20 protein-coding genes and 1 tRNA gene are annotated in these 14,817 nt (G+C 69.1%); 15 read left to right on the top strand and 6 right to left on the bottom strand.

Features of this window, described 5'->3' with window-relative positions:
- The first annotated feature begins 2 nt into the window (after nucleotides 1-2).
- On the top strand, nucleotides 3-920 hold the full coding sequence (locus KX816_02605) for a DMT family transporter (protein ID QXQ06972.1): 918 nt from the start codon (nucleotides 3-5) through the stop codon (nucleotides 918-920).
- A 55-nt stretch (nucleotides 921-975) separates the two neighbouring features.
- Nucleotides 976-1,755 (top strand): SDR family NAD(P)-dependent oxidoreductase, encoded by a 780-nt coding sequence (locus KX816_02600; GenBank protein ID QXQ06971.1) that lies wholly within the window; start codon nucleotides 976-978, stop codon nucleotides 1,753-1,755.
- 221 nt (nucleotides 1,756-1,976) lie between these two features.
- Here KX816_02600 and KX816_02595 read toward each other — a convergent pair whose 3' ends face one another.
- Nucleotides 1,977-2,255 (bottom strand): 4a-hydroxytetrahydrobiopterin dehydratase, encoded by a 279-nt coding sequence (locus KX816_02595; GenBank protein ID QXQ06970.1) that lies wholly within the window; start codon nucleotides 2,253-2,255, stop codon nucleotides 1,977-1,979.
- Nucleotides 2,256-2,292: 37 nt separating this feature from the next.
- On the opposite strand from KX816_02595, the gene KX816_02590 reads away from it, so the two are divergent.
- On the top strand, nucleotides 2,293-2,700 hold the full coding sequence (locus KX816_02590) for a metallopeptidase family protein (GenBank protein QXQ06969.1): 408 nt from the start codon (nucleotides 2,293-2,295) through the stop codon (nucleotides 2,698-2,700).
- Nucleotides 2,701-2,759: 59 nt separating this feature from the next.
- Here the strand turns inward: KX816_02590 and KX816_02585 are convergent, their stop codons facing one another.
- A complete protein-coding gene (locus tag KX816_02585; GenBank protein ID QXQ06968.1) occupies nucleotides 2,760-3,470 on the bottom strand; it encodes an NAD-dependent deacylase in 711 nt (236 codons plus the stop codon).
- 148 nt (nucleotides 3,471-3,618) lie between these two features.
- On the opposite strand from KX816_02585, the gene KX816_02580 reads away from it, so the two are divergent.
- Both KX816_02580 and KX816_02575 read left to right on the top strand, forming a co-directional pair.
- Nucleotides 3,619-3,849 (top strand): hypothetical protein, encoded by a 231-nt coding sequence (locus KX816_02580; protein ID QXQ06967.1) that lies wholly within the window; start codon nucleotides 3,619-3,621, stop codon nucleotides 3,847-3,849.
- Nucleotides 3,846-4,061: a hypothetical protein gene (locus tag KX816_02575; protein QXQ06966.1), complete on the top strand. Its 216-nt coding sequence runs from the start codon at nucleotides 3,846-3,848 to the stop codon at nucleotides 4,059-4,061. The genes KX816_02580 and KX816_02575 overlap by 4 nt, the downstream gene beginning before the upstream one ends.
- Nucleotides 4,062-4,254: 193 nt before the next feature.
- Here the strand turns inward: KX816_02575 and KX816_02570 are convergent, their stop codons facing one another.
- Nucleotides 4,255-4,596, bottom strand: a complete 342-nt coding sequence (locus KX816_02570) for a hypothetical protein (GenBank protein QXQ06965.1) — start codon at nucleotides 4,594-4,596, stop codon at nucleotides 4,255-4,257.
- A gap of 200 nt (nucleotides 4,597-4,796) precedes the next feature.
- Here KX816_02570 and KX816_02565 point away from each other — a divergent pair, with 200 nt between their 5' ends.
- The 4 genes from KX816_02565 to KX816_02550 all read left to right on the top strand — a co-directional run bounded on the left by KX816_02565 (nucleotide 4,797) and on the right by KX816_02550 (nucleotide 9,112).
- Nucleotides 4,797-7,856, top strand: coding sequence for a YdbH domain-containing protein (locus KX816_02565; GenBank protein ID QXQ06964.1), 3,060 nt, complete (start codon nucleotides 4,797-4,799; stop codon nucleotides 7,854-7,856).
- Nucleotides 7,857-7,914: 58 nt separating this feature from the next.
- Entirely contained in the window at nucleotides 7,915-8,100 is a 186-nt protein-coding gene (locus tag KX816_02560) for a YnbE family lipoprotein (GenBank protein ID QXQ06963.1), read from the top strand.
- 26 nt (nucleotides 8,101-8,126) lie between these two features.
- Nucleotides 8,127-8,510, top strand: a complete 384-nt coding sequence (locus tag KX816_02555) for a YdbL family protein (GenBank protein ID QXQ06962.1) — start codon at nucleotides 8,127-8,129, stop codon at nucleotides 8,508-8,510.
- 125 nt (nucleotides 8,511-8,635) lie between these two features.
- A complete protein-coding gene (locus KX816_02550; GenBank protein QXQ06961.1) occupies nucleotides 8,636-9,112 on the top strand; it encodes a dTDP-4-dehydrorhamnose 3,5-epimerase family protein in 477 nt (158 codons plus the stop codon).
- 158 nt (nucleotides 9,113-9,270) lie between these two features.
- On the opposite strand, the gene KX816_02545 is transcribed toward KX816_02550, so the two are convergent.
- Nucleotides 9,271-9,579, bottom strand: coding sequence for a hypothetical protein (locus KX816_02545; protein ID QXQ06960.1), 309 nt, complete (start codon nucleotides 9,577-9,579; stop codon nucleotides 9,271-9,273).
- 179 nt (nucleotides 9,580-9,758) lie between these two features.
- Here KX816_02545 and dapB point away from each other — a divergent pair, with 179 nt between their 5' ends.
- On the top strand, nucleotides 9,759-10,538 hold the full coding sequence (dapB, locus tag KX816_02540; protein ID QXQ08359.1) for a 4-hydroxy-tetrahydrodipicolinate reductase: 780 nt from the start codon (nucleotides 9,759-9,761) through the stop codon (nucleotides 10,536-10,538).
- On the opposite strand, the gene KX816_02535 is transcribed toward dapB, so the two are convergent.
- Entirely contained in the window at nucleotides 10,535-10,993 is a 459-nt protein-coding gene (locus KX816_02535) for a DUF2244 domain-containing protein (protein ID QXQ06959.1), read from the bottom strand. The genes dapB and KX816_02535 overlap by 4 nt on opposite strands.
- Nucleotides 10,994-11,073: 80 nt before the next feature.
- Between KX816_02535 and nth the strand changes: the two genes are divergently transcribed.
- The 3 genes from nth to KX816_02520 all read left to right on the top strand — a co-directional run bounded on the left by nth (nucleotide 11,074) and on the right by KX816_02520 (nucleotide 12,345).
- Complete coding sequence (nth, locus tag KX816_02530) at nucleotides 11,074-11,745, top strand: endonuclease III (GenBank protein ID QXQ06958.1); 672 nt, start codon at nucleotides 11,074-11,076, stop codon at nucleotides 11,743-11,745.
- 48 nt (nucleotides 11,746-11,793) lie between these two features.
- A complete protein-coding gene (locus KX816_02525) occupies nucleotides 11,794-12,210 on the top strand; it encodes a hypothetical protein (protein QXQ06957.1) in 417 nt (138 codons plus the stop codon).
- Between the two features lie 58 nt (nucleotides 12,211-12,268).
- Nucleotides 12,269-12,345, top strand: a tRNA-Arg gene (locus KX816_02520).
- Here the strand turns inward: KX816_02520 and KX816_02515 are convergent.
- A complete protein-coding gene (locus KX816_02515) occupies nucleotides 12,316-13,575 on the bottom strand; it encodes a recombinase family protein (GenBank protein QXQ06956.1) in 1,260 nt (419 codons plus the stop codon). The two genes, KX816_02520 and KX816_02515, sit on opposite strands and share 30 nt — an antisense overlap.
- 174 nt (nucleotides 13,576-13,749) lie before the next feature.
- Between KX816_02515 and KX816_02510 the strand changes: the two genes are divergently transcribed.
- Nucleotides 13,750-14,139, top strand: coding sequence for a recombinase family protein (locus KX816_02510; GenBank protein QXQ06955.1), 390 nt, complete (start codon nucleotides 13,750-13,752; stop codon nucleotides 14,137-14,139).
- Nucleotides 14,140-14,245: 106 nt separating this feature from the next.
- Nucleotides 14,246-14,758 carry a beta/gamma crystallin family protein gene (locus KX816_02505; GenBank protein ID QXQ06954.1) on the top strand — a complete coding sequence of 171 codons (513 nt, stop codon included), beginning with the start codon at nucleotides 14,246-14,248 and terminating at the stop codon, nucleotides 14,756-14,758.
- Nucleotides 14,759-14,817: the final 59 nt, after the last annotated feature.

The following is a 14,817-nucleotide window of genomic DNA, read 5'->3' as shown; positions in this document are numbered from 1 at the left end:
GAATGAGCGCTCTAATTGCCGGACACAGCACGACCGGCCGGGGCATCATGTGGATGATGCTCGCGTCCGTCTCATTCGGCATCATGTGGGCGCTGATCCGGTTGGCAAGTACCGAGCTTCACCCGTTCGAGATCGTGTTCTTCCGGACGGGCATCGGCCTGCTCGCGCTGACCCCGATGCTTCTGATGAACCGCGGTCTGCTCAAGTCGACACGGATGCCGATCCATCTGCGCCGCGCCACCTCGGGTTTCCTGGCGACGCTTGCGACCTTCTACGCGGTTGCCAATGCCCCGCTCGCGACGGCGCTGGCGATCAACTACACGGCGCCGCTGTTCGCCACGATCGGGGCGGTGCTGTTCCTGGGCGAGCGCATCCATGGCCGGCGGATCGCGGCGCTGGCCGCCGGCTTCATCGGCATGATGCTGGTGCTGCGGCCGGGTGCGTTGCCGCTGACCCCCGGCGTCGGCGCGGCGATGCTGTCGGCGGTCGCGACCGCAGCCTCGTACATCGCGGTCCGGGCGCTGGTCGGCTCAGATGATCCGCGCGCCGTCGCGTCGTGGTCGTTCATCCTGATGGTGATCCCCTCGCTGATCGCCGCCAGCTTCTACTGGCGCTGGCCGTCGCTTCACGCCTGGCCGCTGCTGATCGGCATCGGGCTGCTCGCGGCGGTCGGCCAGATCGCGCTGACACGGGCGTTCGCACTGGCGGAGGCGAGCGCGGTGATGCCGTTCGACTTCATGCGCTTTGGGCTGGTGACGCTGTTCGGCGTCTGGCTGTTCGGGGAGCGCGTCGACGCGGGCACGTTGGCGGGCGGCGCGATCATCATCGGATCGACGATCTACCTGGCGGTACGCGAGTCGGCGGCGGCGCGCCGAAGCCGGCTTCCGGGGCCAGCCGCGAGCGTTGCCAGCGAGACCTGACTTGCCGTGCACGTCAACCACGGACTAAGCACTCCCAAACCTTGGGAGAAGACGCATGAAACTGAGTGGCTGTTCGGCGGTGGTGACCGGTGGCGCATCGGGGCTGGGCGAGGCGACGGCGCGGGCGCTGGCCGCCGAAGGCGTCAAGGTTGCGATCTTCGACCGTGATGCGACCAAGGGGCCCGGCGTGGCCGAATCGATCGGCGGCATCTTCTGCGAAGTCGACGTGACCAGCGACGAATCGGTCGAAGCCGGCTTCACCAAGGCCCGCGCCGCACACGGCCAGGAGCGTATCCTGATCAACTGCGCCGGTGTCGGCAACGCCGCCAAGACCGCCGGCCGCGACAAGACCACCGGCGCGATCAAGCACTTCCCGCTCGATGCCTTCAACAAGGTCATCCAGATCAACCTCGTGGGCACGTTCCGCTGCATCGCGAAGAGCGCTGCCGGCATGCTGACCCTCGAGCCAATGGAGGACGGCGAGCGCGGCGCTATCGTCAACACCGCGTCGGTCGCGGGCGAGGACGGCCAGATGGGCCAGGCGGCGTATTCGGCCTCCAAGGGCGGCGTCATCGGCATGACCCTGCCGATCGCGCGCGACCTGATGAGCGAGGGCATCCGCGTCAACACCATCCTGCCGGGCATCTTCTCGACCCCGCTGATGAACGCCGCGCCCGACAACGTGAAGCTCGCGCTGGCGGCCAGCGTGCCGTTCCCCAAGCGCCTCGGCCACCCGCACGAGTACGCCTCGCTGGCGCTCGAGATGTGCCGCAACAGCTACTTCAACGGCGAGGACGTCCGCATCGACGGCGCGATCCGGATGGCACCGCGCTAAAATAGTCTTCTTCGCTTCGACTTAGCGCCCTTAGCTCCTTGGCGAGCTTGGCGTGAAACTCTTCGATCCAGCCCGCGCGGCGGTTTCGAGGTTTCACGCCAAGTTCGCCAAGGTGCCCAGGTCGCCAAGAAGATGGCGGGCGGTGTGAAAGAACTCGCGTCCGGGATCCAATGAGCGGGTTGTACCAAATGGGCGACACGTAGGACAGCGGCAAGTTTCTCTCAGGCGTCCATCGCGGTCGCCAGCGCGACGTCCTTCGCGGTCAGGCCGCCGCTGTCGTGGGTGGTCAGGCGCACCTCGAGCTTGTTGTAGACGTTCGACCATTCGGGATGGTGATCGGCCTTCTCCGCCAGCAGCGCGACGCGGGTCATGAAGGCGAAGGCCTCGACGAAGCCGGGGAAGCGGTAGCTGCGCTCGATGGCATCGCCCGAGCGGGTCCAGCCCGGCAGCTTCGCCAAGGCAGCGTCGATCTCGGGGTCGGTCAGTCTTGGCGCGGGCATGGTGACTCCTCAGGGCTGCCGGTCTATCCGCCAGCGCATGACCAGCCGTCAAACCCTGCCGCCGACCATCGCGGCCATCGAGGCGCTGGCCCAGGCCGCGGTCGAGCGGTTGCCCGAACTGTTCCGCCAGCACCTCGCCAGCACGCTGCTGCGGGTCGAGGACTTCCCCGATGCCGAGGTCATGGCGGAGATGGGGCTGGAGACCGAGTTCGACATCCTCGGGCTGTACCAGGGCCGCCACGTCGGCATGAAGGGCGACGAACCGACCGGCGCGCTGCCCGACATCATCTTCCTGTACCGGCGGCCGCTGCTCGACGAGTGGGCCGACGGCGGCGATAGCCTGGAGAGGCTGGTCACCCATGTCCTCGTCCACGAGGTCGGGCATCACTTCGGGCTGAGCGACGCCGACATGGAGCGGATCGAGGCGGAAACGGGCGAGGGCTGACCTTCGGACCTTTACGACTGGTACGCCTATACGACCTTTACCGTTTCGTACCATTTCCATTATGTTATTGAATTTGCTTTTATAATCTCGTTTACCCAATCCGGCACGAGTGTTCCCGCCGGACCATGCCTCGCCTCGGCGAACATCGGCGTCCCTGCCGACGGATCGAGGTTGAGCTCGAGCGTTTCCGCCCCGACCCGGCGTGCCGTGTCGACGAACCCCGCCGCCGGATAGACCGCCCCCGAGGTGCCGATCGACACGAAAAGATCGCACGCCGTCAGCGCCGCTTCGATCGGGTCCATGTGGTACGGCATCTCGCCAAACCAGACGATGTCGGGGCGCAGCCGGCGCACCGTGCAGCGCGGGCACGGCGGGTTGTCGGCCAGCGTTCCCGTCCATTCCGGTGCCGCCCCGCAGGCCCGGCAAAGCGCCCGCTTGAGCTCGCCGTGCATGTGGAGCAGCCGCCTCGACCCGGCGCGCTCGTGGAGATCATCGACGTTCTGGGTGACCAGCAGCAGTTCCCCCGGCCATTCGGCATCGAGCCTGGCCAGCGCCCGATGAGCGGCGTTGGGCTCGACCCGCGTCAGAGCCTCGCGGCGCGCATCGTAGAACTTCTGTACCAGCGCCGGGTCGCGGCGGAAGGCCTCTGGCGTCGCGACATCCTCGACGCGGTGCCCCTCCCACAGGCCGTCGGGGCCGCGGAAGGTCGGCACGCCCGATTCGGCGGAGACGCCGGCGCCGGTCAGGATGACGATGTTGCGCGGAGCCATACCGGGATTCGTAGAGGTTGCCGGCGCGCTTGTTAAGGCGGGGCCGCCTTCACGCTTTGCTTAGGCGCAGGCCCAGGCTTCGCATGGAAAACCTCTGCCCTGCCCGCCTATCTCGGGGTCGGTCGCGTTCGCGGCCGGAGGAAAGTCGATGTTGCGTGCCTGTACGACGCCGGTCGAGTGCGACCGGACGGTCTTCATGATCGGCGAGGACGCGCCCGGACATTATGCCGTCCGCGAGAACCACGGCCTGATCGGCGGCGAGTTCATCAGCCGCAGCGAGGCGATGCGCTTCGCCCGCGACGAGTGCGAGGCGATCCCCGGCGCGGTCATCCTGATCGCCGACGCGGCGGCGATGCGCGGCGCGAGGCGCGGCCAGTGAGCCAGCCCGGCCTGCGCTACGGGCAAGGCTATGAACGCCGCCCGATGTTTGTGCGGCTGCCCGCGACCCGGCTGGAACGCGCCGCCCGCGCCGCCTGTCGAGTGCGCGGCATCGACCCGGAGGAGTGCATGGCGTTCGAGCCGGGGCGCGGCTGCACGCTGCGACGCTGGCAGACGCAGCTCGAGTTGGTCGAGGCGGTGCTGGGGGCATGAGTGCCCCGCTGTCATCCCGGGCTTGACCCGGGACCCAGCTTCCTCCGAGGCTCGGAGCGCCGGGTTAGCTGGGTCCCGGGTCAAGCCCGGGATGACAACGGGGCCCGGGATGGCGGCGGTGCGCGGGATTGCGGCGGTGCGCGGGATGACGGCGGGGCCCGGGATGACGGCGGGCCACGGATACCCCTGATGGTCAGGCCGCGTGTCGGCACCAGCGCGGCGCGACCTCGACGGGGTCGAACATATGGTCGCCGAGCACAAGCAGCGCGCTGCCGTAGCTCGCACCGACGAAGGCAACGCCCGCGAGCAGGCATTCGACCGGAGTCGCCGGGTGCCGGGCGGCGACGAGGCCGATCATGGCGCGGGCGGCAGCCCAAGCGACCAGCACGAGTAGCAGGCCGATCACGCGGGTTCCCGCACGGCGCACCAGGGGATGTGCGAGGCTGCGCGAGATGCGCCGCCACCGGCCCAGCGCGGTCGGGAGCACGAGTGGGGCATGGCCCGCCTGGACCGCGCTCGCCTGTCGATCGAACATCTGGACCTCCGACGACGCGACGGCATCTCGAGCCGCGCGGTCGGGTCACCGTGGTCCAAGCGGGCGCCGCGGGGCCATGCGCCATCGCCGCCGCTCCGTAAGGAAGCCGTAAACCGCGACGCAAAGTTGCGGGCGGGGCCGCCACCGCCTATCAGCGGCGGGCACGCGGCGGAGCAGCGATGTCGCGATTTTCCCGTTTCTTGCTGGCTGCTTTCTCCATCGTCGTGATCGTGCTGGCCGTGGTGTGGGCCGCGCGGCGACCGCTGAGCGAGGCGGTCGTGGCGCAGTGGTTCGCAGGCCAGCAGGTCGAGGCGCGCTACCGCATCGCCGCGATCTCGCCGGGCGGGGTGACGCTCGCCGATGTCGCGCTAGGTCCAATGGCGAGCCCGGACTTCGCCGCCGAGCGCATCGACGCAACCATCGGCTGGTCGCCGCTCTCGCCCCGCGTCGACACGATCACGATCCTGCGGCCGAAGTTGCGGGCGACACTGGGGCGCTCGGGACTCAGCCTCGGCAGCCTCGACCGGTTGCTGCCCGCTCCCGGGCAGCCGGCAAAGCCGCTGCCCGACATCGACGTGCGGATCGTCGGCGCGGTCGTTCAGGTTGCGACGCCCGCCGGGGCGTTGAACGGGACTTTAGAGGGCAACGGGCGCTTGCGGAACGGCTTCGCCGGGCACGGGCGGATCGAGCCGGCGACGCTGGCGCTGGTGGGGTGCACGGCGCGCTTGGCGGCGACGAGTTTCCGGGTTTCGACCTCGCGCGATGCCGCACAGATCGCCGCCGAAGGCAGCGCGCCTGGCGTGACCTGCGCGGACGGGGCCGCCGATGCCGTGCACTGGACCGTTGCTGCAACCTTGCCGCCAAAGCTTGACCGCTACGCTGCGACGGCGAAGCTGACGACGGCCCGGGTGGCGGGGTTCGGCTACCGGAGCGGCGCGGCGAGCCTGACGCTGGGTGCGGCGGCGGCGGCGCTCAACGGGCCGGTCGCGGGGCCGATCGCGGCGAGCATCGCCGGCGTGCAGGGCCAGCAGTTCGGCGCGCGGACGGCTTCGGTGGCGGGTCACTACAAATTCGTGCCGGGGTCGAGTTCGGCCAGTGGCGACGGGGTGGTCACGGTCGACGGCGGCAGCGCGCGGTTCGGCACGGCCGCGCTGCGGCGGTCGGCGCGCAGCTTTGCAGGGACGCTGGTCGAACCGCTCCTCGAAGCACTGGTGGCGCGCGGCGACGCGGCGGCGCGATCGTTCGACGCGACGGCGCGGGTGACGGTATCGGCGGATGCGGCGGGCCAGCGGGGAACGGTGAGCGGGCTCGGCCTGCGCTCGGCAAGCGGCCTCAAGCTGGACCAGACCGGGGAGATCAGCCTCGTCCGCAGCGTCGCGGTGCCGGGCCTCGGCGTGACCCTTGCTGGCGGCGCAACCCTCGCCGGTGGTGGCCTGCCGCGCATCACGGTCGCCGGCAGCGGGCCGTTGCGGAGCGGTCGCGCGAGCCTGACGATCGCGCCGTGGGCGGTCGGCGGAGCGGCGGTACAGCGGCTCCGCCTCGACCTGAACAGCGATCCCGCAGGCACGACGGTCGCTGCCGATGTGCGCGCTTCCGGGGCGGTCGGCGGCGGTGTCGTCACGCGCGGGCTGGGTGGCGCGACGGTCGTGCGCCTCGGGGCCGACGGGAGCGTCGTCTTCGGCACGCTCTGCATGGCGGTCGACTGGGCGGGGCTGTCCCGCGCGGCGCTGCGGACCGGACCGGGAGCGGCGCGGATCTGCCCGAACGGCGGGGCGATCGCGACCTTGAGCGGCGGGCGGTTGAGCGGTGGCGCGGTGGTCGACCCACTGAACCTGCGCGGCGTGTCCGGCGACGTCCCCGTTGCGCTCGCCACCGGCACGCTGCGGATCGCACTCGGCGGCACCGGCAAGCACCCGACCGCCGTGCTGGCCCCGGTCCGGGTTGAGGGCCGCTACGGCGCGCGTGGCGGGAGTGGGACCATCGGCGGCAGCCTCGACCTCGCGGGGCTGAGGGGGAGCGGCCGCGTCGAGAGCGTACGCCTCGACGACCCCGGCCTCGCCGTCGCCATCGGCAGCGCTTCCGCCAGATGGCAGCTGGCCGGCGGCCGCCTCAGCCTGTCCGGCGGCGAGGCCCGCGTCACTGACCGCACCCTGCCCGCGCGCTTCGAGCCTATCCACATCGCCGCCGTCTCCGCGACCATCGCCGACGGGCTGGTCAAGGCACACGGCGACGGGCGGCTCGCGGCGGGCGGCAAGCGCCTGTTCGGCTTCACCGCGACCCACGCACTCGCCTCGGGGCGCGGCGAAGCCAAGGTCGAGACCGGCACGCTGACCTTCGGCCCCGACCTCCAGCCGTTCCAGCTGACGGAGGCGCTGCGCGGCGTCGTCGACAACGTCCGCGGGCCGGTGATCGGCAGCGGGCGCTTCGACTGGACCGCCGACATGCTGACCAGCGGCGGCACGGTGCGGGTCGACCATGTCTCGCTCGCCACCGCCTCGCTCGGGCCGGTCGACGACGTCGCGGGGACGCTGGCGTTCGACGACCTGCTGGCGATGACGACGCCGCCGGGCCAGACGCTGACCATCAAGCGGATCAATCCCGGCGTCGCGGTCGACGACGGCGTGGTGTTCTTCCGGATGCTCGGGCCGGACGCCGCGGCGATCGAGAGCCTCCGCTGGCCGTACGCGGGCGGCGCGCTGACCCTGGCCCCGGTGACGATCCGGGCGGGCGACCTGCGCCGCGACTTCCTGCTGACCGTCGACGGCCTCGACGCGCAACTGTTCCTGCAGAAGTTCGAGATCAAGGACGTCAACGTCACCGGCATTTTCGACGGCCGCCTGCCGCTGGTCTTCGCCGATGGTCATGGGCGGATCGCGGCGGGCACGCTGGTCGCGCGGGCGGGGGGCGGGCTGGTGCAGTATGTCGGCGCGGTCGGCGGCGAGGACCTCGGTGCCGGCGCGCGGCTCGCCTTCGATGCGCTGCGGCGGCTACGCTACAAGAGCCTCACCCTCGACCTCGACGGCGATCTCGACGGCGAGCTGGTTACCCAGTTGCGCTTCACCGGCACCAACGAGGCGCAGACGACGCTGGGCGGCGGGCCGCTGCCGATCAAGGCGACGGGACTGCCGTTCAAGTTCAACGTCACCGTGCGCGCGCCCTTCCGCGCCCTGCTCGGCACCGCCGCCTCGTTCAGCGACGTGCGCCCGCTGATCCGCCCGGGCGCCACGCCTCAGGACCAGGGCGGGGTTCAGCCGCGGTAAAGCGGCGCGGCGCCAGAGAACCATGCTATGGCGGCGATAACGCCGAGAAGGGGACGGAATGAACAGCCGCACGACCGTTGCCGCCGCGCTCGCCGCCGCCCTGCTGTGCAGCGGCTGCATCCAGCTGCGCGCGCCCGACAAGCCGATCGAGATCAACCTCAACGTCAACATCAAGCAGGAGGTCGTCGTCCGCCTCGAGAAGGACGTCGCCGACCTCATCAAGAAGAATCCTGCCGTCTTCTGAACCCTGCCGAGACTGGAACCAGCCCGATGAACATCCTCCGCCTCGCCGTCGTAAGTGTCGCCTTCGCTGCCCTCCCCGTGCTCGCGCAGGGCGCCGACCCGGTCGTCGAGGGCGCGCGCGCCAGCGGCTTCGTCGGCGAGCAGGCCGACGGCTACCTCGGCATCGTCAAGGCCGGCGGCGCGGCCGAGCTCAAGGCCCGCGTCGACGCGATCAACATCCAGCGGCGTGCGATCTACACCGACACCGCCAGCGCCAAGCCGGGCGTCACGGTGGCCGATGTCGGTGCGGCGGCGGCCTGCGTGCAGTTTCGCAACCGCGTCGCAGTCGGCAATTACTACCGCAACCAGTCGGGCCGCTGGGCCCAGCACACCGCGTCCGCGCCGGTCGCGCTGCCGAGTTTCTGCGGCTGAACCGCCGCGCCGGGCACCGCCCGCGCACGCCCCGCTGAGGCCTCCGGAGGAAACCCACCTCAAGCCCAAGCCGATCCTTTGGCACATCATTAAGAGTTACATCGACCGCCATCGACGGTGCGTTCGTGGTCCTCACCGGGCTAAGCACTGACGAGCGCGGCAGCTTTGCGCGAATCTTCTGCGCCGCCGAGTTCACGGCCGCGGGCAGCGATTTCCAGCCGGTCCAGTCCAACCTGTCGCCCCCCGCTGGCACGCTGCGCGGCATGCACCTGCAGGCCGCCCCGCACGGCGAGGCTGGTCCACTGCGTCCGCGGCCGCATCCACGACGTCGGCTTCGACCTGCGGCCGGGGTCGCCGACCTTCCGCGCGCAGGTGGAGGTCGAGCTGTCGGACGACCACGACCCCTGTTCTACCTGCCCGCCGGCTGTACCCACGACTTTCTCACGCTCGAGGACGACAGCGAGATCTTGTACAACATGGGCATCGTCTTCGTGCCCGGTAGCGGCGTGCGCTGGGACGACCCCGCCTTCGGCATCGCATGGCCCCCCACGCCCCGATTGATTTCCAACCGCGAAGTCAGTTTCCCCGACTTCCAGCCGTGACGCGCGTCGTCGTCACCGGTGCCAGCGGTTTCAACGGCCGCGAGACGATTGCGCCGCTGCTCACCCCCATCACCCCGAGCCACCTGCTCCACCTCGCCCGGTACGTGGTACCCGGGCGCTTCAGGAACCCGCCCGAGAATCTGGACTGGGTCGCGGCGTCACTGCGGCTGGTGCGCGGCTTCGCGGCGGCTGGCGGCACGCGGGTCGTGGTCGCGAGCACCGGCGCGGAATACGACTGGAGCCACGCCTGGCTCGACGAGCGCACAAAGCCGGTCGCCCCCGCAACGCTCTACGGCCAGGCCGAGGTCGAGCAGGGTCAGCCACGCCTGGGCGACCGCGAACAGCCCGACCAGCGCATAGGCCTCGATGCTGAGGTAGCCGATGTGGACCGGGACCAGCGCCAGCGCGAGAGCCGAGGCGAAGATCTGCCCGACGTAATTGGCCGCGATATTGCGTTTTACCGACATGACGAGGCGCCGCCGACCGCCACGGGGTCACTCTGTCTGGCCGCGTTCAACACCGGCGCGACATCGCATAGGCGTCCGCCGAGGTCTATGGTGGCCCACCAGGCCGTCGGTTATCAGCACCGGGAGTTGCAGCGGCCCGGCAATAATGGTCCACTAGGCGGATGATCGACGCGGGCAAGATCGTACGGGTGGGCGTACTCGGCGCGGGCGGACGGATGGGCCAGGCGGTGATCGCCGCGGTCGCCGCCGACCGGCGGCTGAAGCTGTCGGGCGCGATCGAGCGTGCCGGGCACCCGTCGGTCGGGACCAAGCTCGGCGGCGGCCTGATCATCTGCTCGAACCCGACCCCGCTCGCGCACGCCAGTGACGTACTCGTCGATTTCACCAGTCCCGCGGCGCTGCCCGCGACCCTCGACGCGGTCTGCGACAGCCATGCCGCGCTGCTGATCGGCACCACCGGGCTCAGCGCCGCCGACCACAAGGCGATCGACCGCGCGGCGAAATCGGTGGCGATCCTGCAGGCGGCGAACACCAGCCTCGGCGTGACGCTGCTGGCGCGGCTGGTCGAGCAGGCGGCGGCAGCGCTCGGCCCGGAGTGGGACATCGAGATCGCCGAACTCCACCACGGCGAGAAGGTCGACGCGCCTTCGGGCACCGCGCTGGCGCTCGGGGAAGCCGCCGCCCGGGGCCGCGGCGTCGCCCTCGAAACCCTACGCGCGCCGGTCCGCCACGGCACCGGCAAGCCGCGCGTCCAGGGTCATATCGGCTTTGCCAGTCTGCGCGGCGGCTCGGCCGCGGGCGACCACCTCGTGATGTTCCTCGGGCAAGGCGAGCGTCTGGAGCTCGGACACAAGGCCGAGTCGCGCGAGGTGTTCGCGCGCGGCGCGGTGCATGCGGCGGCGTGGCTCGCGGGCAAGCCGGCCGGGCGGTACACGATGGCGGACGTGCTGGGGGTTTAGCCCGCGCGCCACTTCGCCAGCCCATCGACCAGCACCGCGTGAACATCCGCGCGCTCCGGCGGCGACAGCTCCGCTCCGACCCGGACCCGGACCTGCCCCGATGCCAGCCACAGCCGGTTGTCGCCGCTGGCCAGCGGCTCCAGCCGCGCCCGCGCCCAGAATGGCTCGAGCCTAAAGCGCCGCTCCGTCCCCGATGCCGAGACCTTGCGCACCGTCAGCGCGGCCTCGTCGAGGCGCACCGTCTCGAAGGCCCGTCCCGAGCGGTAGCTGGCGCGGAACGCCCACCACAACAGTCCGGCGTCGACAGCCATGAACGGCAGCACGGGCCACGCCCCGAGCACCACGAAACGAAGCCCGCCGAGCAGCAACACCGCCGCCACCGTGCCGACCAGCCAGCGTGCGTGGACGCGCGACAGCGAGCGGTTCGGTCGCAGCGTCAGGTCGATCAGCGCCATGGCTTCAGCTCCGAAATCGCCCGCAGCCTAATCCCATGCCGCTGGACAGCCAATCGCGCTCGCCGCACAGACGCCACGACATGACGCCGCAGCAAGTCGAACATTTCTTCAGCACCCTCGCCGCGCTCGACCCCGAGCCGAAGACCGAACTGAGCTACCGCAACCCGTTCGAACTTCTGGTCGCCGTGGTTCTGTCGGCGCAGGCCACCGACGCCGGGGTCAACAAGGCGACGCCCGGCCTGTTCGCGGCGGGACCGAACCCGGCGGCGATGGCGGCGCTCGGCGAGGACCGCATCCGCCAGCTGATCAAGACCATCGGACTGTTCAACACCAAGGCCAAGAACGTCGCGGCGCTGAGTGAAACGCTCGCGACCCGGTACGGCGGCGAAGTACCCCACGACCGCGAAAGCCTGGAAGCGCTGCCCGGCGTCGGTCGCAAGACCGCGAACGTCGTGCTCAACGTCGCGTTCGGCGAGCCGACGATGGCGGTCGACACCCACATTTTCCGGGTCGGCAACCGCACCGGCCTGGCCCCGGGTAAAACGCCGCGCGCCGTCGAGGATGGACTGCTGGCGGTAATTCCGCCGCGCTACCGGGTCCACGCGCACCACTGGCTGATCCTGCACGGCCGCTATACCTGCATCGCGCGCCGCCCCGAGTGCTGGCGCTGCCCGGTCGCGGTCGATTGCGCCTTCGAGCCCAAGACCGCCGCGCCGCCCGAGAAAAGCGTGCGGACCCGCGCGCCCGGTTAAGCTATTGTGCAGCTAGCCGGCCGCATCGAGAGCCGACGGGAGAATGCCATGCGCTTCGCAATTCCCACCATCGCCGCGCTCGGCCTGCTCGCCGGCTGCGCCTCGACAACGCCGCCCACCGCCGCGGTTCCGCCGCCACCGCCGCGCAATACCGTCGCGAGCGAGGCGCCCGCCGAGCAATGCGTCCAGCTGACACGGATCCGCGAGGCCAAGGTCGTCGACGACCGCACCATCGACTTCATCCTGCGCGACGGCAAAGTTCTGAGGAACGTCCTGCCCAGCAGTTGCCCCCAGCTCGGCTTCGAGAAGGCATTCAGCTATTCGACCTCGATCAGCCAGTTGTGCTCGGTCGACATCATAACGGTCATCATCCAGGGCGGCGGCCCGCGCACCGGTGCCAGCTGCGGCCTCGGCAAGTTCGTGCCCTACACCCCGATCCCGAAGGACCCTACCGCGCCCAAGTGACCGGCTCCCCGCCAAGCGACTGGCGCCGCGCGAGCCGGCCTGCTAGTGACGCCGCCACGCACCGGTAGCTCAGCTGGATAGAGCACTGCCCTCCGAAGGCAGGGGTCAGGGGTTCGAATCCCTTCCGGTGCACCATCTCCGTTCAAAGCTGGGCACCTCGTTCGGGTGCCGGTCAGTCGCAGCGACGCAACTCGCGAGCGCAGTCTTCGAGCCAACGATCCGGACGCGTTGGCGTCCGACCTCGACGCGGTCGATAAGCAGTCGCGCATAGCTCTGACGGACAGTGGAATTGGTCCCGGAAAGGCGCTGACGCAGAAGGATGCCGAACCTTTCGAGGATCTCCGGAGTGATTCGCTGAGATCGGCAGCTAAACTGTTGCTCGACGAGGTTGATTTCCGAGGCGAGCGTGGCAATCCGACCACGAGCCGATTCGATCTCGCCTTTCATCACGTTGTCGATTCCGGTCTCAATCATCGCCGCTGTGCGATAGAGACCGCCAAGCATGGCATCGGCGCCGGTCTTCTGCGTACGAAGCGACTTCAGGTTTGCCGTCCGTGCCACGTCGGCAGCTTCCGACTGGTCGAGGCATGCAGCAAGCAGGACAGGAAGACGGTCGGATGAAAGCACGGCGTTGGTGAGTGTCTTCATCACGAGCTCATCAAGAACCGGCATCGAGATGCGCCGACCCGCACAGGCGGTTGTCCCCATCCTCGCGCGCCGTGAGCAGGCGTAGTATTTGTAGGCTCCTGACTTGCCGGTCGAGATCGTCATCCCACCTTTGCAGCCGTCGTCGTCGCAGCCGCATATCGCAAGACCGATGAGAACTGTCGGACCCGAGACCACACGCGGTGGCGTCTTGCGCGGGTTCGACACCCGGAGCTTGGCCTGGACCGCGTACCAGTCGGCTTCAGTGATGATCGCCGGAACGGGGACACCGATCCAATCGGATTCGGGACGCTGCTCAAGCGTCGTTGAACAGCGCTTGTTGTAGTAAGCTACGCCTCGGTAAGCCGTATTGGTCAGCACGAAGTGAACATTAGAGACCGCGAAGGGGTGACCGCGATAGCGCAGTCCACGCCGGTTGAGCTCCGATGCCACCGAGGTGACACCCAGCGCTCGGCCGTCGGCGGGCGAGCCCTTCAGATATAAATCGTAGAGCGTTCGCACGACGCTAGCCTCAGCCTCGTTGATGGCAAACTTCTTTTTGATCTTCTGACCGCGTCGTTCGGCCTCGACCGCTACATAGCCGATAGGCGGCCTCTGACCGTTGCTGAACCCGGCCTCGGCATTGGCGAGCATTGCTCGCGAAACATGCTTCGCGGTTTCACGGGATGTGTATTCGTCGCCAAGCGCCAGCACACCCAAGGCAAAATCACCGCCTGCGTCATCTCCGAACGCTTGGGTAATCGAGACGATCTTGACCTTGTTCCGTCGCAGCCGCTTTGCCCTAGGCCCGCAAGGCTGGTGGCGCTGAGCTGGTCGCCAAGCTCGACCGCCTGTCGCGTGACGTGCACTTCATCAGCGGCCTGATGGCGCAGGGTGCCGTTCGTCGTTGCCGAGCTGGGTGCCGACACCGATCCGTTTGTCCTGCATCTCTACGCGGCTCTGGCCGAGAAGGAGCGGGCGCTTATCTCGGACCGCACCAAGGAAGCTCTGGCGGCTAAGAAGGCGCAGGGCGTGAAGTTGAGCAACCGGACCAACCTTGGGACCGCCCAAACGCTGGGTAGTGCCAGCAACCGGGCTGGAGCGGGTGCATTTGCGGCTAATGTCCTGCCGATCGTCGACCAGATAACGGCCGCCGGCATGAACACGCTGTGGCAGATCGCCGAGGCACTGAATGCGCGAGGTGTGCGCACGGCTCGGGGCGGCGCTTGGCATGCAACAACGGTGCGGAACCTCGTGGCGCGACGGGCGGACCTGGCCGCTTAGCGCCGATACAGTCAGTTGAGAATGCTCAACAGACGCCTTACCCAAATCGGTCACGAGGATCGACCAGGCAGTTCGCGCGTTCCCCACCGACTATAAAGGGTCGGTCATGCATCGCTCGCTCACCTGCCTCGCCATCACCGCCACTCTCGTTTTTGCGACTGGGTCGACGATAGCGCGCGCGCAGGCAAACTACGGTGACCAGCGTGATTCTCCGCAGCAAGACCCGCGCTACGGCAACCCGCAAGCCGTTACGCGCGGTGGTCAGCAAGGCGATCGACGCTACGACGATCATCGTGATGGTGACCCGCGTGGGCGGGGCGGGGCAAGCGCCACCTTCTATGCCGATGACCGTTTCGGTGGGCGCAGCGTCACGCTTAACCGCGGCGTACGCCGCCTCGGCGAGATCGGCATGGAGGACAAGATCTCGTCGGTACGGGTCAACAGTGGACGCTGGCTCGTTTGCGAGGACGACGACTTTCGCGGCAGGTGCGTCACGATCGACCGCTCGGTCGGCCACCTCAGCCGCGTGGGTATGGAAGACAAAATCTCGTCGGTGCGGCCGATCCGGCGTGACGATCAAGACGATGACCGCGGCAGAGATGATCGCAATGAGCGATAGGACCGTACCCCCGAGGATCAAGTAGCATTGCTGGGAGCATCACGCCGCTGCTTGGCATC

It is taken from the genome of Sphingosinicellaceae bacterium, assembly GCA_019285715.1.
Lineage (GTDB): Bacteria > Pseudomonadota > Alphaproteobacteria > Sphingomonadales > Sphingomonadaceae > Glacieibacterium.
Note: the sequence above shows the minus strand (reverse complement) of the source record. Positions and strands in the feature narration are given on the sequence as shown.